This is a genomic window from Microseira sp. BLCC-F43 (assembly GCF_041929235.1).
In the GTDB taxonomy this organism is placed as follows: Bacteria; Cyanobacteriota; Cyanobacteriia; order Cyanobacteriales; family Aerosakkonemataceae; genus Microseira.
In genome coordinates this window covers 40,869-57,105 of record NZ_JBHFNP010000196.1, presented here as the reverse complement: position 1 = coordinate 57,105, position 16,237 = coordinate 40,869, and the positions used below count along the sequence as shown (strand labels likewise).

Below are 16,237 nucleotides of genomic sequence, written 5' to 3'. Positions count from 1 at the left end.
CACCTTTACTGAAGCCTTAGAAGCATTTCGTACAGCGATGTCTTTTCGTTTTATCGAGTGGTTGAACCACAATAGGGACGTATTCTTCGCTTACAAAGCTAGTTTGGGCTATATTTGGGCTTGAAATTTGTTTAAGTCCCGTTATTTTCAATCCAATCCAAACCTAATTGGGTATAAATTTCCGCCCTGTAGTCCTTGGTAAAGAAGCGATCGCTTTTCAGTCGTCGGGAAGCCATCAGAATAAATACCCGAAAAGCTGTATCGCTAAAACCAAAGCCTTCTGGCAAATCTTCGGCAAACAAACCCACCATCAAATCTACACTGTCGATGTCGTTGTTATAGACTTCGCGCAGTTCTTTCGCCCATTGTGGATTGCTGGTAATTTCTTCAAAAGATTTTACCCGCCCGCGACCCACGATCTCGCGAAAACGATTGTAACGAGGGACGCCGCGTTCGCGATCGCGCAAAATATCCACCGCAGCTAAATCAAAAATTTCCCCGTTATCTAGGACAAGCTGACGCAGGAAGTGGGGATAATTATGCAGCGTTACGGCACCAGGATGAGCAATTCCAAACGAGTAGAATAAATCGGACATTTTCACTTCTTCCATGAAGCCACGAGTTTGCTTACTAAACACTTCGCGAAACTCTTTCTTCACTACAAATCGACCATCTTGGTGTGAATAAAATTCCAACTCGTCTGGAATTAGAGGATGCATCCGATAGACAGAAACGAATTCCTCAGTCAGGTAGTAGGGCGCAGTATGATGATCTTTTGATGAGCCGATGATGCCACTAAGCATTTCGCTGTCACCGATGCGTCCCAGCATCTTTTTGAAATCCTGACCCAGCAGTCCCCACCAGTTGGTATTCATGGCAATTTTGGTCGCAGGATGGGGCAGGATGGCGGGAGTCCATTCTACGGTATGGATTTTAGCTAGCAAAGCAGCGTTAATCAATCGGGCATGGTCGAACAGATCGTCATCGCTCCATTCGGGGTACTCTTGCTTTAGGCGATCGCAGATAGCATTATGTTCTTTGACGAACAATGTATGCAACATGCTTAAACCCACCCACCAAGTACCGGGAAAACCTACATCGTCAATCCCGTCTGTTGGGTGCATTGGTAAAAAGCCATCCTCATCAATAATCATTTTCCCATCTACATGGGAGCGGAGTTTGTTAATAGTCTCCTGGTTACTGCCATAAATCTGGGAAGCATCCCACCAATGGGTCACCTCATTAATAAAAGTGGGAGGATTGCTATTATCGTGGCGAGTCGGGTCTGCTAAAGTTTTTTTGACCTCCATCTTGCCATATTCTTGCCGCCAAGGGTCATCCTCTTCTACAGGAATTTCGACTTTATTATCTGGTTGGTTATTGCCATGGGTGAACCAGTCATGGGTTTGGAATTGAATCCATGAAGCAGCATTGAGATTTAAGATAGTTGCTGGATGAAATTTATCTCGCGTCAATAACACTCGACTGACATTGCGAGGATTTGGGTTTAGGAGATTTTTTGCATCAACTTTAGCATCAGAGAGCGGCACATTCCGTGCCAGCCGGGTGCCAGCCATCCCCATTTCCGGATGGTCGAGGTCATTGTAACTTCCATCAGCAGTACGAACCACCAAATGGCGATCGCTAGGACTTGGAACAGGTTTAGGTAGTTCATCTTTATTGGGTATTTGTGATGTATCGTGAAGGTTATTTTTCCGCAAAGCATTGCGGAACTGAAGGAGTTTAAACAGGGCAATAGGGGTAGGTAGCTTATGCCAAGGAATTCCAAACATAGCAATATTCCTGAATTACAAAAGAGGGATTGATCTTCAACTAGCTGCCGCTAACTCAAAAGGTATAGCGGCAGAAGGTAAGGTGACAGTACCCTTGAGGGTACTTGTAATTTCTCACCCTGTACTCGAGATTCTGCTGCCTTTACAGCGGATTGCTTTCTGAGTGAGGCAGGACTTACGCAAAGATTCTAAATGTAGGGTGCGTTAACCAAGTGTAACGCACCATCACCATTGTATATGGAGTTGCTACGTAAGTCCTGTGAGAGAAAGCCTTAAGACTTAGTTTGTCAAGCGCGCTGCCATTTTTGCTGCTGGCACACGAAAGTGTACCTCATACGGCTGCAATCCGCTGTAACTCTTTCTGCAAATCTTTCATAAAGGCGAGAAAGAAGTCTTTGAAAACACAAGCTCGTTCTGAACTACCCGCCCCGAAAGTAAAGAATATATCATGAGTTTTAGCAGCAGCTTTGCCGATTTGCATTAGCACTACTGTCTTGCCTGGAGTTGTGGGAGATGAGAGCATACCATCAAAAGTTGATGATTTGATCGCAATCCGAGGCGCTTGGGGCGTTAGGGGATGTTCTGTAAAGATTTCTTCCACAGGTTTATCGAGGTTATCTTTTAACTTTCTTAACCCCCCTGCCGTCGCTTGCACCACCTCGCCGATGTTATGTCCAACATCTAAAATATGGACATCCTTGGCTAGGTGATGTTCGCAGTAATTCATGATTTCCTGCTGTGCTTTTCTGCCGCGTATATATTTCCACGGCAAGATAGCCTCGGTTATTTTTTGGACTGTATTGTTGGCAGTTTTGGTGATGTGCAGCGGAATCTCTTCTCCGAAGAATCTCCGGTTAACTACTTGCACCATTGCATGGGCAAGAACCTCGTCCGAAGCATTATTTTTCAACAATTCTGCGATGGTTTTGACATCTTCTTGGCTATAACTTGTGGCAACTTTTTCCTCAAGATAAGCTCGTCTTGGGTGGTAGGTAGGATTGGCAGTCGATTCAAATGGGCAAAACCACAAGTCGCGCTTATCGTCATGGAATTTCGTAGAGCGAAAGTAAAACTTCACCCACCCTGGTAAGGAGGCTGTATCGTATGCATGTAAGCGGTCTACATCCCCGGAAGTCTCGATTTTTTTAATCTTTTCGGGGTCTGAGACAATGATGATGTCTAACAAAAATGGGATTTTTATCCGCAGAGGATTGAAGAAAGATTTGATGGTCTTTAACATTGTTTATTCTTCCTTGAGCTTGTGAAAATATAGTCACTTCTCCTCCACCATCTTCTCTACCATCTCCATGCTTAAGCTTTGGGCGCAATATTTCAGCCCTGTATGAAAGATATTTTGGGTTAGGTAGATAATGTTGATACACAAGCGATCGACCTGTGTCCGGAAAGTTTTATATTCAGATCTTGCACCGTGGCTAACACCTTAGTTTCTTGCAAATAGCTGAACTTGAAAGCCTAGATTTTTGGTAAAGAAACCCGGTTTTTCCAGGCTTGTTGAGAATGGTGCAAGATGTGAGTATATTTACTTTATTCGCGCAGGTAGAATACCTATTTAACAAACCGCAGAGACGCAGAGAACGCAGAGTAAAGAGAAAAGAAGAGGTAGCTGCTAATTTTAAAGCGATAAGGCAGTATCAAGGGCGATCGCTGGCAAATTGTGCTAAAATTAACTGTTATATCATGTCCGGTCGATTACCCATAATTAGAAGCCGGGACACGGCACGATTAACGTTATCTGTTTATCCGAGATATATATAATGCCGTGTCCCTACGCAACTACTCTGTGCGGTTTTTTTATTATGGGCAATTCAACAGACATCATATTACTAGCTGACGCTTTAACATTTGAACAGTTTTTAGCAGCCTCTTCAATACTGGGTGAGTATTTATATTTATGTTTGTTAGCTTTGGTTGTGTATAATTTTTGATATTGTAGGGGCGGGTTTTACTAACAACCTTTGGTAAAACCCGCCCTACATTGCTGGCTTAACAGAATGCAACATTAATTCTAGCTGACGCCTTCTACTTGGGCAACATCCAACAGCGTCTTCAACACCGAATCCGGATTTAAGCTGATGGAATCTATTCCCAATTCAACTAAGAAACGGGCAAATTCGGGATAATCGCTGGGTGCTTGACCGCAGATACCGATTTTGCGATTATTGCGTTTGGCAGATGCGATCGCCATTTCCACCATCCGCTTCACGGCTACGTTTCGTTCGTCAAAAATATGCGCCACTAAAGCAGAATCTCGATCTAATCCTAACGTCAATTGAGTCAGATCGTTAGAACCAATTGAAAAACCATCAAACACCTCGCTAAATTCATCCGCCAAAATTACATTACTCGGCAACTCGCACATTACATAAACTTGTAAGCCTTCGTTACCAGGCTGAGCCTGGGCGATCTCGTTACCAGGCTGAGCCTGGTAACGAGATAATCCATGTTTCGCCATTTGGGCTAACACTTTTTTCCCTTCTTCCGGCGTGCGACAAAAAGGAATCATTGGGATAACATTTGTCAAACCCATTTCATCCCGCACTCGCTTCAAAGCTTGGCATTCCAAAGCAAACGCATCCCGATATCGCTCATCGTAATAGCGAGAAGCACCCCGCCAACTGAGCATCGGATTTTCTTCTTCGGGTTCAAACTGTCGTCCGCCCAAAAGATTGGCATATTCATTGCTCTTAAAATCGCTCATCCGCACGACTACAGGATTGGGATAAAACGCCGCAGCAATTTTCCCCATCCCTTGTGCTAGCTTATCTACAAAAAACTCGGATTTGTTTTTGTAGCGAACAGTCATTTCGGCGATTTGAGCTTTGACATCCGCATCTTTTAACTCATCAAATTTAATCAATGCCAGCGGATGCACTTTGATATGGTTAGCGATGATAAATTCTAACCTTGCCAATCCAACTCCATCATTAGGAATGGCTGCCAAACTAAATGCTTCCTCTGGGTTACCCACATTCATCATAATTTTGGTGCGGGTACGGGGCAGATTTTCTAAGGTCACTTCTTTAACTTCAAAAGGCAATAACCCTGCATAAACTCGTCCTTCTTCCCCTTCAGCACAGGAAACAGTTACTATTTGACTTGTTTTCAAAACATCCGTTGCATTGCCGCATCCAACAATTGCTGGAATTCCCAACTCCCGCGCAATAATTGCTGCGTGACAGGTACGTCCGCCAGCGTTAGTGACAATTGCACTTGCTTTTTTCATAATTGGTTCCCAGTCGGGGTCGGTTTTATTGGTAACCAATACTTCCCCATTTCTGAACTGGTCAATTTTATGCGGGTCTAAAATAACGTGGACTTTCCCTTGACCAATTGCTTCCCCAACGCTGCGACCTTTGGTTAAAACTATGCCTTTTTCTTGCAGGTGATAGCTGCGTAATATATTGTTCCGTTTTTGCGATTGTACGGTTTCCGGACGCGCTTGGACGATAAATAATTCATTCGTTTCTCCGTCTTTTGCCCATTCGATATCCATTGGGGTGTAAGTTCCCCGCACTTCGCTGTAGTGGTCTTCAATAATGCAAGTCCACCTCGCTAATTGTAGAATTTCCTCATCGGTGAGGGCATATTGTTTCTGTTCGCTTAAGGTGACTCGTTCTTGTTTGGTAATTTTGCAGCCACCATCGTCGCAAATGAGTTTGAATTCTTTCGTCCCCAGCCGTTTTTCTACAATTGGGCGAAAGCCTTGTTTTAAAGTGGGCTTAAATACCAGATATTCATCTGGATTAACTGCCCCTTGCACTATATTTTCCCCTAAACCGTAGGCTGCGGTAATTAACGCGGCATTTTTAAAGCCAGTTTCGGTATCGATAGAAAACATTACCCCGGAAGCAGCTAAGTCAGAACGTACCATTTTTTGCACGCCGACGGAAAGCGCCACTGCAAAGTGATCGAAACCTTTCGTATGGCGATAAGAAATTGCCCGATCTGTAAATAACGAAGCAAAGCATTTATGACAAGATTCTAATACGCTTTGAACGCTTTGCACGTTGAGGTAGGTTTCCTGTTGTCCGGCGAAGCTGGCGTCGGGTAAGTCTTCGGCGGTGGCGGAAGAACGGACGGCGACGTTTACATCGGTGCCGTAGCGACTGCACAATTGTTCGTAGGCTTTGGCGATCGCATTCCGCAATTCGCCAGGAAATGGCGTGTGCAACAACAACGCCCGCGCCTGTTTCCCCCTCTCGCGCAAGTTGTTCACATCTTCCACATCCAAGTCTGCAAATAACCGCCGCAGCTTGTTTTCGATTCCCGCCGTCTCGATAAAATAACGATACGCATACGCTGTAGTTGCAAACCCCATTGGGACGCTAACTCCTTTCCCAGTCAGCTGTTGAATCATTTCCCCTAACGAAGCATTTTTACCCCCCACCAAGGGAATATCGTCGATCCCGACTTCATCGAACCATAAAACGAGCGATCGCTCTCTGGATGACTGAGGCGATTTCTCTTGCGCTGCCATCACCATATATTTACCTACTACCCTTCCTATAGCCTCAGTCTAGCGACGCCAACAGGGGAATGGGTAAATTTGTTCATATTGTAACTAAATTTACAATTTCTTTGGGATCGCTGTATAGGCGCAATTCTTTGGTATAATGGAATACAGAATGCTGTTTCTTACCGCCAAAGCAAGCACATCATATTAATTAGACTTCTTCATTCAAAAAACTCAAGGGCAGGCAGAATGCCTACCCCACAAGAGTTATGGGAGAAGTTTGATTCGCGTCCCAAATTTTACCTGGGAACGAATAATAAAGGCTGCCTCCCTTCATAGGGCAAGTTGTATTGCTGTCGGGTAATGTCGTCCCATCGTTGTTGTTGTTCTATTCTAAGTTCCTCTTGTCGTTGTCTATATTCTTCTTGTTGTCTTCTGAAGTTTTCCGCTGGTTGTGCTTCTCGTAGTCGGTATTCTTGTTGCTGCCTTCTCCAGTTTTCTCGTCTTTGTTGCTCCTGCTGTCGGATTAATTCATCTAGCCGCAGTCGTTCTTGATTGTACAACCATCGCTGTCGTTGATATGAAGAGCGCGATGATTGCCTGTGTTGATTTGCCTCTACTATTTCTGCACGAGCAGGCAAACTCATCGATAAAATGGCGATCGCCAGCGATGACAATCCTAATTTCATTAGCACCTGACGATTAAACATAGTATTTTACCTGAATATTTAGTTGAGATTGCTGAATTTTATAGCCTTTATTCTATTTTAGCGCTCGCGCTATAGTAACGCAAGTTGCTAATTGCTAATTGCTAATGCTCTAGTTAATTCATATCAAGCTCAACTCAGCACTGCCCTAAAATATCGTTCGTATAGATTGCAACTGGTCATGGCGCGATCGCCCCGCAGGTTGACCAATCCCATCCCTTGCAACTTAAACCCATACACCTGCTCTAACTTGATCGGTGCTTTTGCTTTCACCACTTGTTGTAAAGCTGTCAGTACATCGGGATGCTGTTGTAAATACCACAAAATTCTGTGCAGGTGGTCGCTATAAATTCCCGGATCTGAGTCAGGTGTTTGAATAAGTTCCTCTAAAGTCAAATCGCGCGGCGTTAGATAGTAGAGGGCAAGGCGTAGCAAATAGGGATGACCCCCAGTTAAAAACATCAACTCGGCTAGTTCATCTTTTTCTAAATCGATTCCGTGACGCCCTGCCAAATCCTGCACCTGTTCCCAGCTAAACGGGCGTAACTGAATCGATAGCCCGACTTGAAACAGAGAGCAATTGATATTGAGAGGAAGATAAACTTCTGTAGAATTGATCGCTACTAGCCGGAGTTTTTGCCAAATTTCGCTATTTTTCGCTTCCTCATGCCAAGATCGCAATAAAGAGAAAAAATATTGAGCAATTTGGGGATGAGCAAAAATTTCGTTGACTTCATCCAATGCCAAGACAATAGGACTTTCTATTTGCGCCAGCAGATAGTCTTGGAAATAGCTCGTGCAGCTAGCTTTACTGCCCAAATCTTCATGCCAATAATCTTCCAGCTTGGGTTCTAGCTTCAGCTTGCGGCTGATATTAAAAGCGAACCAACGCAAAAATTTATCCAAGTCAGCGATCGTTGCTTTATCTGCTTGCAGCAGATTCAAACTTGCAGTGCGGTACCCTAGCTGGGCGGTAAAAGCCAAAATTCTAATTGATAGCGAGGTTTTGCCCATCTGTTTGGGAGCTTTAATGTGGAGAAAGGCTCCCGGATTGACAATTTTTTCGTAACACCTCTGTTCGTAAGGGACTCGCTCGATGTAAAACGGAGAAGCCAGCGGTACTTGTCCTTCAGGAAATTCCAACTCAATCGATTTTACAGTTGGGATAACCGCGATCTGTTTACCTTGTATTGGTGCAGGATCGCCCATCTGCACTTGGCTTACCAGTTTCCGTTCCAGGACGGTGTGAATATTAGTTTTATTGACATTTTCTCCTAAAACTTCTGAGAGCAACTTCCACAGCTTTGGCGCAACCCCTTGCTTGATGTAGCTGGAAGAGTAGCCTAACTCTTCAGCAATCTGGTCATAGGTTTTGCGCTGACCTTGCCATGATTGCCGCAGCACAGATACTTGCAGATCGCTCAGAGATCTACCTGTTTTGGCAACAACTAATTGTTCTGCCAACGTTAATCCTTCGTAGAGATCTACCATTGTGTTAACCCCTAGTAGGTATCTGCTTAGTTGTTCCTACTGAGGGTTATTTATAATTTAACGCATGTCAGGATAAAAATTTATGGTAGATGATGACTTCATTAAAATTTTAAATTTGTAAACACCTGCTCTGATTCTCTGAATTTTCTGTCTGTAATCTGGCTAGTGAAATTACTTAAATATCATTAGCGATCGACCGACTCCGATCCGAATAAACACGTAAGTAGAGCAGGGTTGGAGGTGGAGTTTTCGGCTGCTACCAGATCTAAATTCAATCAACCTGTCTCTTGAGAAAACCACCTCAAGGGCAGGCAGGATGCCCACCCCACAAGAGTTGTTGCAGAAGTTTATAGCGGTTTGCACGCCCATGAGGTACACCTGAGTTTGTCAAGCGCGCACCCTTAAGGGTGCGCGCTTGCCAAACTCAGCCTTAAGGCTGTACCTCACTCACGTGCAATCTGCTGTAATCGAGTCAGCACTGCTCAGTAGATCTACGGTCATCTTAAACGGGCAGGGAGGCGCTGGGGGTTTTTCAAAGACTTTACCAATAATTTTTTTTGGGGTTTGGGGTAATGTCAAGTAATACTTCATATCATGTCCGGTCGATTACCCATAATTAGCAGCCGGGACACGGCACAATCAAAGTTATCTGTTTGTCCGAGAAATCTATGATGCCGTGTCCCTACGCAACAACTCTGTGAGGTTTTTTTATTATGGGCAATTCAACGGACATCATATCACTGGGTAGAAAGGCGGGATGCACCCATCCCTCAATTTTATTGCAAGTCGCCTTGGAAGAGATTGTGTTGAATCGTGCTTAATTCAGGTGGCTATTTGCAACAACCTGCTGTTTGTTGCGCTTGAGTTTTGCACCAGCACCCAAAGCACCGAAAGCTAGCAGACCCAATACTGAAGCGGGTTCGGGAACCTGAGTTGCCTCAAAGTTGGATATCGTTACAGATGCAGGACCAACAATATTGTCTAGAGTATTCACCGCAAAGCCGAAGATATCGCCTGCCTTAACTAAAGTACTATACGTTCCAGACTGCGATTGAGAACCATTAGGATCGGTTAGTTGGGTAAAGACGCCGTTGTTAAGGAAGCCAAACGGGTCCCAAAAGGGGCCATCTACGTCTTGAGTGTTGTAATTCCAATTAAAACTAACCAAACTATTGACTGCTGCGGTCGTGTAAGCAGTCAGACCAAATGCGCCAGACAAGTTGTCGCCTCCTGTGAGGGTAATAGATTCAGGAGCGTTGCTGGTATCTACAAAACCGTCGGCGTTTAAGTTAGTAAAAGTCCAATTACTCGGAGCGTATGAACCACTGAAACCAGCAGCTTGAGCAGGGTTGGCACCGATAACGGTAGCGGCACCAACTAAACCAATCGTACCGGCGGTTAAAGTAGCGAGTAATTTGTTGCTCATTTTTTTTCCCCCTTGTTGGCCTTTTTTGGCTGCAAGTAACGTGAATCTTTCTTGCTTGTTTTCAGTATGCCAATTCAGCCCATTTGGGTCGATATATAAAAGTTCTTATGTTAATAAACAGGGTAAAGATAAAGGCTTTTACTAACTCTTTAATCAACTCAGGGTTGATTTTAAATAATTTTTACAATAATCTTTGCACTTGGGTATTGACAAATATTGCTATTTTACCATCACCAGATATATAGACAAAATGCTTTTTATGTCAATATATAAAAACTCGCATGTTTGCGAACAAACGCAGCTGTAGAGCGATTTGACTGGGTTCGATTGCCAGGGATCGGCAACAGTCCGTACCAACTACAGTCGATCCCAACTATATAGATGCGATCGCTGTGAGATTTCCCTACACACTTAATAGATAGCTGTGTTCTATTTTACAGTTAAATACTTAAAGTGGCACGCTCTGAATTATTCAGGACTTACGCAAGGGCGTTGCCAGAAACCCGGTTTCTTGGTTGATCTCTCGTTTCCAAACCAAGGATTTTTCGTATCACCAAAGTTTCTTTGCGTAAGTGGTGTTATTCACAGGACTTAAGCACGACTCGGCACCAAACCCTAGCTTACCCAGGGTGCGAACGCGAGTGGGTGCGGTCGGCATATCGCTTTTGGGATGGGTGGATGGGATAGGGGAGGGGATACGCACACCCGACGCTACGGGATATGCACTCTGGTATTAACTCAAGTTGCTAGTTATCTCATGCATAGTAGCTAATGGCTAATGGCTAATGGTTAATCTCAGGGAACATCCTAATATTAGAAATTAGCAATTAGCTATTAGCAACGCCCAAGTTTATCACTAGCAACTTGCGTTATTAGCTGTAATTTTGCTAAGCTTAGCAATACACGCTCCCGATCGGGCGATTAAAATATGACATTACCCACAATTACTGAAGATACAATTTCCCTGGCGGCGGGGGACGAATTGATTCTGCGATTTAGGACTTGGGAAGATTATGAAGCTTTGCTAGCGCGTCGAGAAGATAAAGCTGGATTGAGAATTCGCTACAACGGTAAAACCCAAGAAATTAGAATTATTTCACCATTGCCCAGACATGCCAATCAAGTCGATTTATTAGCAGATTTGGTAAAAGCTATACTGCGACATGAAGGTAAAGATTGGGACGCATTTACCCCAATTACGCTAAAGCGCATTAAACAACAGGGAATCGAACCAGATTACTGTTTTTTTATTGACAATCGCGCCAGTATTTTAGGGAAAGAACGCATCGATTTAGAAACAGATCCTCCCCCAGATTTAGCGATCGAAATTGACCTAACTTGCAGTACTAAACCAGAAGATTATCAAGCGATCGCACCTGTGGAACTCTGGATTTACCGTCAAAGTCAATTATCGATCTATCAGTTCGATTCACAGCAGTATCGAGAGTCTGAAATTAGTCGGTGGTTTCCCGGTTACGATCTCAAAAGTTTAATTCCTCAATATGGCGATCGCGGCTGGGAAATTGGTTCTAGTGTCGCGTTGCGCGAGTTTGAATCAGTGCTGCGATCGCTATGAATAAATTTGATATGGGAGAGATGCGATCGCGTAGCTAGCCCTTGGCATATCGCTGCTGCTATAATAGTGATAATTCACTTTCGCTCGCGATTGGAAAAACGATGAGCAAAGAAAACATGACGCTAACACTGGATAGTGAAAAAAAAGCGGCACTCTCTGCGATCGCTACCCTAATGGATCGGGATATCAGCGAGGTGTTGAATGACGCGATCGCTACCTACCTAGAAATGTATCAATCGCTGCTTGCAGAAATTCAAAAAAGCCTTTCTGAGACAGAGACAGGAGACGTGGTTAGCGAAGAAAAAGTTCGGGCGATTTTTGCAAAGTTGATCCGTGAAAGTATCTACCGAGAGGGTAAAGTAGAGTTACTGGAAACACCGAATGGCATCGATGCAGCCAAATTCACAATCGCTTTTTTGCCCAAAAATGGCTCTGTAGATTTAGAATCTCGCGGTATAAATCGAGAACAAGCTGCAAATTTGCGTGCTAGACTGCAAAGTTTTGCAGAAGATTGGAATCGTCCAGAAATGGATGTATACGATGCCTTATAATCGCGGTGAAGTTGTGTTGTTTCTGTTCCCAGATTCCAATCTTCAAACGGCTAAACGTCGTCCGGCATTGGTGATTCAAGCTAATAACATTGGGACGGGCTTATCTCAGACTATTGTGGCAATGATTACCAGCAATATGGCTCGTGCGGGACATCCAAGTAGAGTGTTAGTAGATATAACAACGCCCGCCGGAAAGCCAACGGGATTATTAACAAATTCGGTGATTATGACCGACAATATTGTGACTGTTCTAAACTCAGAAATTGACAGATCAATTGGTGTTTGGTCAGATATGACATCTGTAGATGTTGCACTTAGGCACACATTAGGACTGTAGAGATCGCTTTTGGGTTTGGATGAGGGGAGAGGGGGTGCGCCAAGCAATCGTTGAAGGGAAAAGGAAGATTAGTCAGGAGGAAGAGATCGCATTGTCAGGTTTTTTTGGGGTTGATGCGAGTCTGTTTGTTTAATGGGGTGGGATGCGATCGCATAACTGACAGCTAGAGAAGTTTGAGCTTGTCTCAGACTGCTTTGAGGTACTCCGTTACAGGCTTCAAATCGATGTCATCGTTGGAAGTCAGCATTTTAAACAGATGACGCCCAATTCCAGCAGCGATCAAAGTTTCCATATCTCGATCGAGCTTTGACCAGTCCCCATAGATACCGACAAATTGAGTTACGCAAGCTAAAGATGAATCTTTGGGGTCATTTACCCCCGTGTATCTGTACTCAATATCAAAACCTACTTTTTCCCCAATTTCTTCAATATCCCAGTCCACTAGATCCAGATCTGTCGCTTCAATAGCTAAGGCGATATGACCCGGTGGTATAGGATCTAGGGGTTCGCAACACCAACCAAAAGAAGAGTTCCATACACTTTGACCAACCGATTCTCGAATTCTCATGGGTTTCCCTCACTCAAAGTAGCAACGAAACCAGGCTTTCCCTTCAGGACGAACATCTGCAAGACGCCGTTCGTATTGACTTGCTAAATGTTCGCACTTTTTTTTGGCTTCTTTTAGGTTATACGCTTGTACAGGCTCGTTGATGGGATTGCCAAGTTCTTCTTTTTCGCGATCTGGATCTCTCACTCATCCCCCTTTTTGCTGCTCTTGCTGGATGAGGATGCTTGCTGAGCGTTTAACCACATCTCGATTGCCTTTTCTAACCCTTCTCCTATACTTAGCTGCTTAAGATGCTGTCAACTTGGCATCACGACTATTAGCAACATCGAGCCAACCTTGAATAGCATCTTTTAAATTAGCCATCACCTCCTCGATTGTTTCGCCTTCAGTAATGCAGCCAGGAAGCGCGGGAACCTCTGCCCAATAGCCACCTTCTTCTGCTAGATGAACGATTGCTCTGATTTTCATACACAAGCTTGAGCTAGTTGTTAAAAATATTCTAGCAGCAATTTCGTTGCGCGATCGCATGTGTGGTAAGGTTACGAGCGTTCGCGTAGCTAGCCCTTGGCATATCGCTTTTACAATTGGTGGATGGAAGTGCGATCGCCGATTGATAGAGCTTCAGTGTTACCCTGAAATTACAGCATCGTTTGGTAACAATTACCTCATTTCCTACTAGGAGGAAGAAAATACATGGTAAATATCTTCCAAATTGACGAAACTCTCCTTCAAGAAGCGCTTGCTTTGAGTAACCATCCAACAGCTACACCACTGATTGAAGCAGCTTTACGCGAGTACATCCAACGTCGCAAACAACTGAAAGTATTAGAATTGTTCGGTACTATTGACTACGAGGAAGATTATAACTACAAGCAACAGCGACAAACAATATGAATGTCATTGTTGATACTTCTGTTTGGTCGCTGGCATTGCGGCGCAACACGCCAAATGATGCGATCGCTTTTGGGACTGATAGATGAGAGAGGTGCGATCGCGTTGTGAGAAGATGCGAAGTATTTGAGAATTGATCGATCGGAAGGGATGCGATCGCATCTGTGGTGAGATGGTATGCGATACGCCTCCAGCACGCTACGCGATCGCTTTTAGAATTGATCGATGGGAGCGCGATCGCGTTTCCGGCTCGATCGTAAGTTGCTATACTTTAACCAGTTGTTTTGCTGAGCTGATTCATGCACGTCATCAGTTACCGACGTTTGCGAGAATATGGCAAGACCCATAGCGATTGCCAGGAAGCTTTGGATAACTGGTATAAAGTTGCTCAAAAAGCAGATTGGTCTAGTTTGGTTGAAGTTCAGTCTGTTTTTCCCTCAGCAGAAGCGGTTGGTAATTTTACAGTTTTTAATATAAAAGGGAATAAGTATCGTTTGATTGTAAGTATTGATTACGAGCGACAATTGATTTATATAAAATATATTTTGACTCACGCTGAGTATGACAAGGAGAATTGGAAAAATGACCCTTACTTTTAATCCAGATAAGTATAGCGAGTTACTTGTTAAGTATCAGCCTAAGTTAATTAGAACTGAAGCGGAGAATGAAAAGGCTTTGGCGATTGTTGAGGAGTTGATGCACGTTTATAACCGAACGCCAGAGGAAAATGAGCTTTATGAGTTACTGGTAACTTTAATTGAAAAGTTTGAGCAGGAGTTCTATCAACCAGGGAAGGCTTCAAATCCTTATTCAATGTTATTGTTTTTGATGGAACAGCAGAGCGTTGAATCGAAAGATTTAGAGGAAATTTTGGGTTCTCGTGAGGTTGTGACTGAAATCGTTGAAGGGAAAAGGAAAATTAGTCAGGAGGAAGCGATCGCATTGGCAGCTTTTTTTGGCGTTGATGCGAGTCTGTTTGTTTAATGGGGTGGGAATGCGATCGCATGTGTGGTAAGGTTACGAGCGATCGCGTAGCTAGCCCTTGGCATATCGCTTTTAGGATTGATGGAATTGAGAGCGATCGCCGATTAATAGAGTTTCAGTGTTACACTGCAATTACAGCATTGTTCGGTAACAATTGGGTCATATCCTAATTGGAGGAATAAAATAGATGGTAAATACCTTCCAAATTGACGAAACTCTCCTTGAAGAAGCCCTGGCTTTGAGTAATTATCCAACAGCCACAGCACTGATAGAAGCAGCTTTACGCGAGTACATCCAGCGACGCAAACAACTGAAATTATTGGAATTGTTCGGTACTATTGACTACGAGGAAGATTATAACTACAAGCAACAGTGACAAACAATTACCTAGAAATAAATCAATGGCTGCGAAAGGCTTAGAAATCTAGAAATAGCTGAGGAAAACTGATATGCAAATCACTCTTGAAATTCTCGACAACATCGCCCAAACAACTCCCTTAAGCGAAGCCGACTGGCTGCGAGAAATCGCGATCGCTTTATTTCAAAAAGAACTGATTACCCTCAATCGCGCCAGCAGAATCGCCCAAATGCACCAAATTGAATTCCAGAAACTCCTTGCTAGTCGCGGTATCTGCGTTCACTATGATGTTGAAGACTTTGAACAAGACATTCAACATTTACGCGTACGCGGCTGGTTATGATTGTCGTCAGGATGCACGACTTTCTTCCAGCAACGCACGGATTAGCTACAAAAACTTACTGCTGGGAACTTTCTGGTTTTACACAACACCCTGGTTGTACGCTTAAAGACATATTTTCACCATTACGGTCGATTTCAAAATTCAGATTATCTACTAAAAAAAGAGAAGATTGAACCAATTGTTGTACTTCAGCCGCACGGCTAACTTTTGTTCCATCAACACTTATAATAATATCCCCCGGTTTAAGACCAGCTTTAGCCGCAGAGGAATCATTAATCACTTCTATAATTAGAACACCTGTGTCTTGAGTAATCTTGAAAGGCAAGTTACCCTGCTGATTAACCTGATCTCGAACCTCTGTATTCAGTTCATTCATTCTAATTCCTATAGAAGGATACCCAATAAACTCCCTATTTACAGGTGATTCCACGCGAGAATTGTTACTTTGCTCTAGCGAATAGTTGCGGAATATTAGTGAGCCGTTTGGTTCTATGGCAATGAGAAAATTATCAGTTGCATAGGTAGAGCTTGGATTTTTAGTATCGACATCAACAGGATTTTCTCCCTTTATAACTAGACCTTTAGCAGACGACCACAATTTCATATCTTGCTTGATAGTTTGCGTACCACCTTGCCCATTAGGAAACCGAACTACCATAATTCCTGAAGACCCTTTCATAGAAAGAACTGCCTCATGTTGAATAATACCATTGGCAAACTGTAGTTTCCAAACTCCGT

General features: G+C 43.6%; 18 protein-coding genes. 8 read left to right on the top strand and 10 right to left on the bottom strand.

Annotated features, from left to right (window positions below; genetic code table 11):
* Positions 1-131 precede the first annotated feature (131 nt).
* The 6 genes from ACE1CM_RS27160 to ACE1CM_RS27135 all read right to left on the bottom strand — a co-directional run bounded on the left by ACE1CM_RS27160 (position 132) and on the right by ACE1CM_RS27135 (position 9,891).
* Entirely contained in the window at positions 132-1,793 is a 1,662-nt protein-coding gene (locus ACE1CM_RS27160; RefSeq protein ID WP_374881973.1) for a peroxidase family protein, read from the bottom strand.
* A 331-nt stretch (positions 1,794-2,124) separates the two neighbouring features.
* Positions 2,125-3,033 carry a hypothetical protein gene (locus tag ACE1CM_RS27155; RefSeq protein WP_374881972.1) on the bottom strand — a complete coding sequence of 303 codons (909 nt, stop codon included), beginning with the start codon at positions 3,031-3,033 and terminating at the stop codon, positions 2,125-2,127.
* A gap of 786 nt (positions 3,034-3,819) precedes the next feature.
* Complete coding sequence (ppsA, locus tag ACE1CM_RS27150) at positions 3,820-6,297, bottom strand: phosphoenolpyruvate synthase (RefSeq protein WP_374881971.1); 2,478 nt, start codon at positions 6,295-6,297, stop codon at positions 3,820-3,822.
* Positions 6,298-6,566: 269 nt separating this feature from the next.
* Positions 6,567-6,977: a hypothetical protein gene (locus tag ACE1CM_RS27145; protein ID WP_374881970.1), complete on the bottom strand. Its 411-nt coding sequence runs from the start codon at positions 6,975-6,977 to the stop codon at positions 6,567-6,569.
* A 129-nt stretch (positions 6,978-7,106) separates the two neighbouring features.
* Positions 7,107-8,465 (bottom strand): AAA-like domain-containing protein, encoded by a 1,359-nt coding sequence (locus ACE1CM_RS27140; protein ID WP_374881969.1) that lies wholly within the window; start codon positions 8,463-8,465, stop codon positions 7,107-7,109.
* Between the two features lie 817 nt (positions 8,466-9,282).
* A complete protein-coding gene (locus tag ACE1CM_RS27135; RefSeq protein ID WP_374881968.1) occupies positions 9,283-9,891 on the bottom strand; it encodes a PEP-CTERM sorting domain-containing protein in 609 nt (202 codons plus the stop codon).
* Positions 9,892-10,819: 928 nt separating this feature from the next.
* Between ACE1CM_RS27135 and ACE1CM_RS27130 the strand changes: the two genes are divergently transcribed.
* The 3 genes from ACE1CM_RS27130 (at position 10,820) to ACE1CM_RS27120 (ending at position 12,355) form a co-directional block, all read left to right on the top strand.
* Positions 10,820-11,467, top strand: coding sequence for a Uma2 family endonuclease (locus ACE1CM_RS27130; RefSeq protein WP_374881967.1), 648 nt, complete (start codon positions 10,820-10,822; stop codon positions 11,465-11,467).
* A gap of 101 nt (positions 11,468-11,568) precedes the next feature.
* On the top strand, positions 11,569-12,018 hold the full coding sequence (locus tag ACE1CM_RS27125) for a CopG family ribbon-helix-helix protein (RefSeq protein WP_374881966.1): 450 nt from the start codon (positions 11,569-11,571) through the stop codon (positions 12,016-12,018).
* Positions 12,008-12,355, top strand: a complete 348-nt coding sequence (locus tag ACE1CM_RS27120; protein ID WP_374881965.1) for a type II toxin-antitoxin system PemK/MazF family toxin — start codon at positions 12,008-12,010, stop codon at positions 12,353-12,355. Before ACE1CM_RS27125 ends, ACE1CM_RS27120 begins: the two co-directional genes overlap by 11 nt.
* A gap of 184 nt (positions 12,356-12,539) precedes the next feature.
* Here ACE1CM_RS27120 and ACE1CM_RS27115 read toward each other — a convergent pair whose 3' ends face one another.
* The 3 genes from ACE1CM_RS27115 to ACE1CM_RS27105 form a co-directional block, all read right to left on the bottom strand.
* Positions 12,540-12,923: a hypothetical protein gene (locus ACE1CM_RS27115; protein ID WP_374881964.1), complete on the bottom strand. Its 384-nt coding sequence runs from the start codon at positions 12,921-12,923 to the stop codon at positions 12,540-12,542.
* Between the two features lie 9 nt (positions 12,924-12,932).
* Positions 12,933-13,109 carry a hypothetical protein gene (locus ACE1CM_RS27110; RefSeq protein ID WP_374881963.1) on the bottom strand — a complete coding sequence of 59 codons (177 nt, stop codon included), beginning with the start codon at positions 13,107-13,109 and terminating at the stop codon, positions 12,933-12,935.
* Positions 13,110-13,208: 99 nt separating this feature from the next.
* Complete coding sequence (locus tag ACE1CM_RS27105; RefSeq protein ID WP_374881962.1) at positions 13,209-13,391, bottom strand: type II toxin-antitoxin system HicB family antitoxin; 183 nt, start codon at positions 13,389-13,391, stop codon at positions 13,209-13,211.
* A 225-nt stretch (positions 13,392-13,616) separates the two neighbouring features.
* Between ACE1CM_RS27105 and ACE1CM_RS27100 the strand changes: the two genes are divergently transcribed.
* The 5 genes from ACE1CM_RS27100 to ACE1CM_RS27080 all read left to right on the top strand — a co-directional run bounded on the left by ACE1CM_RS27100 (position 13,617) and on the right by ACE1CM_RS27080 (position 15,499).
* On the top strand, positions 13,617-13,817 hold the full coding sequence (locus tag ACE1CM_RS27100) for a type II toxin-antitoxin system VapB family antitoxin (protein WP_374881961.1): 201 nt from the start codon (positions 13,617-13,619) through the stop codon (positions 13,815-13,817).
* Between the two features lie 296 nt (positions 13,818-14,113).
* Entirely contained in the window at positions 14,114-14,413 is a 300-nt protein-coding gene (locus tag ACE1CM_RS27095) for a type II toxin-antitoxin system HigB family toxin (protein ID WP_374881960.1), read from the top strand.
* Positions 14,397-14,798: a type II toxin-antitoxin system HigA family antitoxin gene (locus tag ACE1CM_RS27090; RefSeq protein ID WP_374881959.1), complete on the top strand. Its 402-nt coding sequence runs from the start codon at positions 14,397-14,399 to the stop codon at positions 14,796-14,798. Before ACE1CM_RS27095 ends, ACE1CM_RS27090 begins: the two co-directional genes overlap by 17 nt.
* 187 nt (positions 14,799-14,985) lie before the next feature.
* Positions 14,986-15,174, top strand: a complete 189-nt coding sequence (locus tag ACE1CM_RS27085) for a type II toxin-antitoxin system VapB family antitoxin (RefSeq protein ID WP_374881958.1) — start codon at positions 14,986-14,988, stop codon at positions 15,172-15,174.
* A gap of 73 nt (positions 15,175-15,247) precedes the next feature.
* A complete protein-coding gene (locus ACE1CM_RS27080; RefSeq protein WP_374881957.1) occupies positions 15,248-15,499 on the top strand; it encodes a UPF0175 family protein in 252 nt (83 codons plus the stop codon).
* 55 nt (positions 15,500-15,554) lie between these two features.
* Here ACE1CM_RS27080 and ACE1CM_RS27075 read toward each other — a convergent pair whose 3' ends face one another.
* Positions 15,555-16,178, bottom strand: coding sequence for a PDZ domain-containing protein (locus tag ACE1CM_RS27075; RefSeq protein WP_374881956.1), 624 nt, complete (start codon positions 16,176-16,178; stop codon positions 15,555-15,557).
* Between the last annotated feature and the right edge of the window lie 59 nt (positions 16,179-16,237).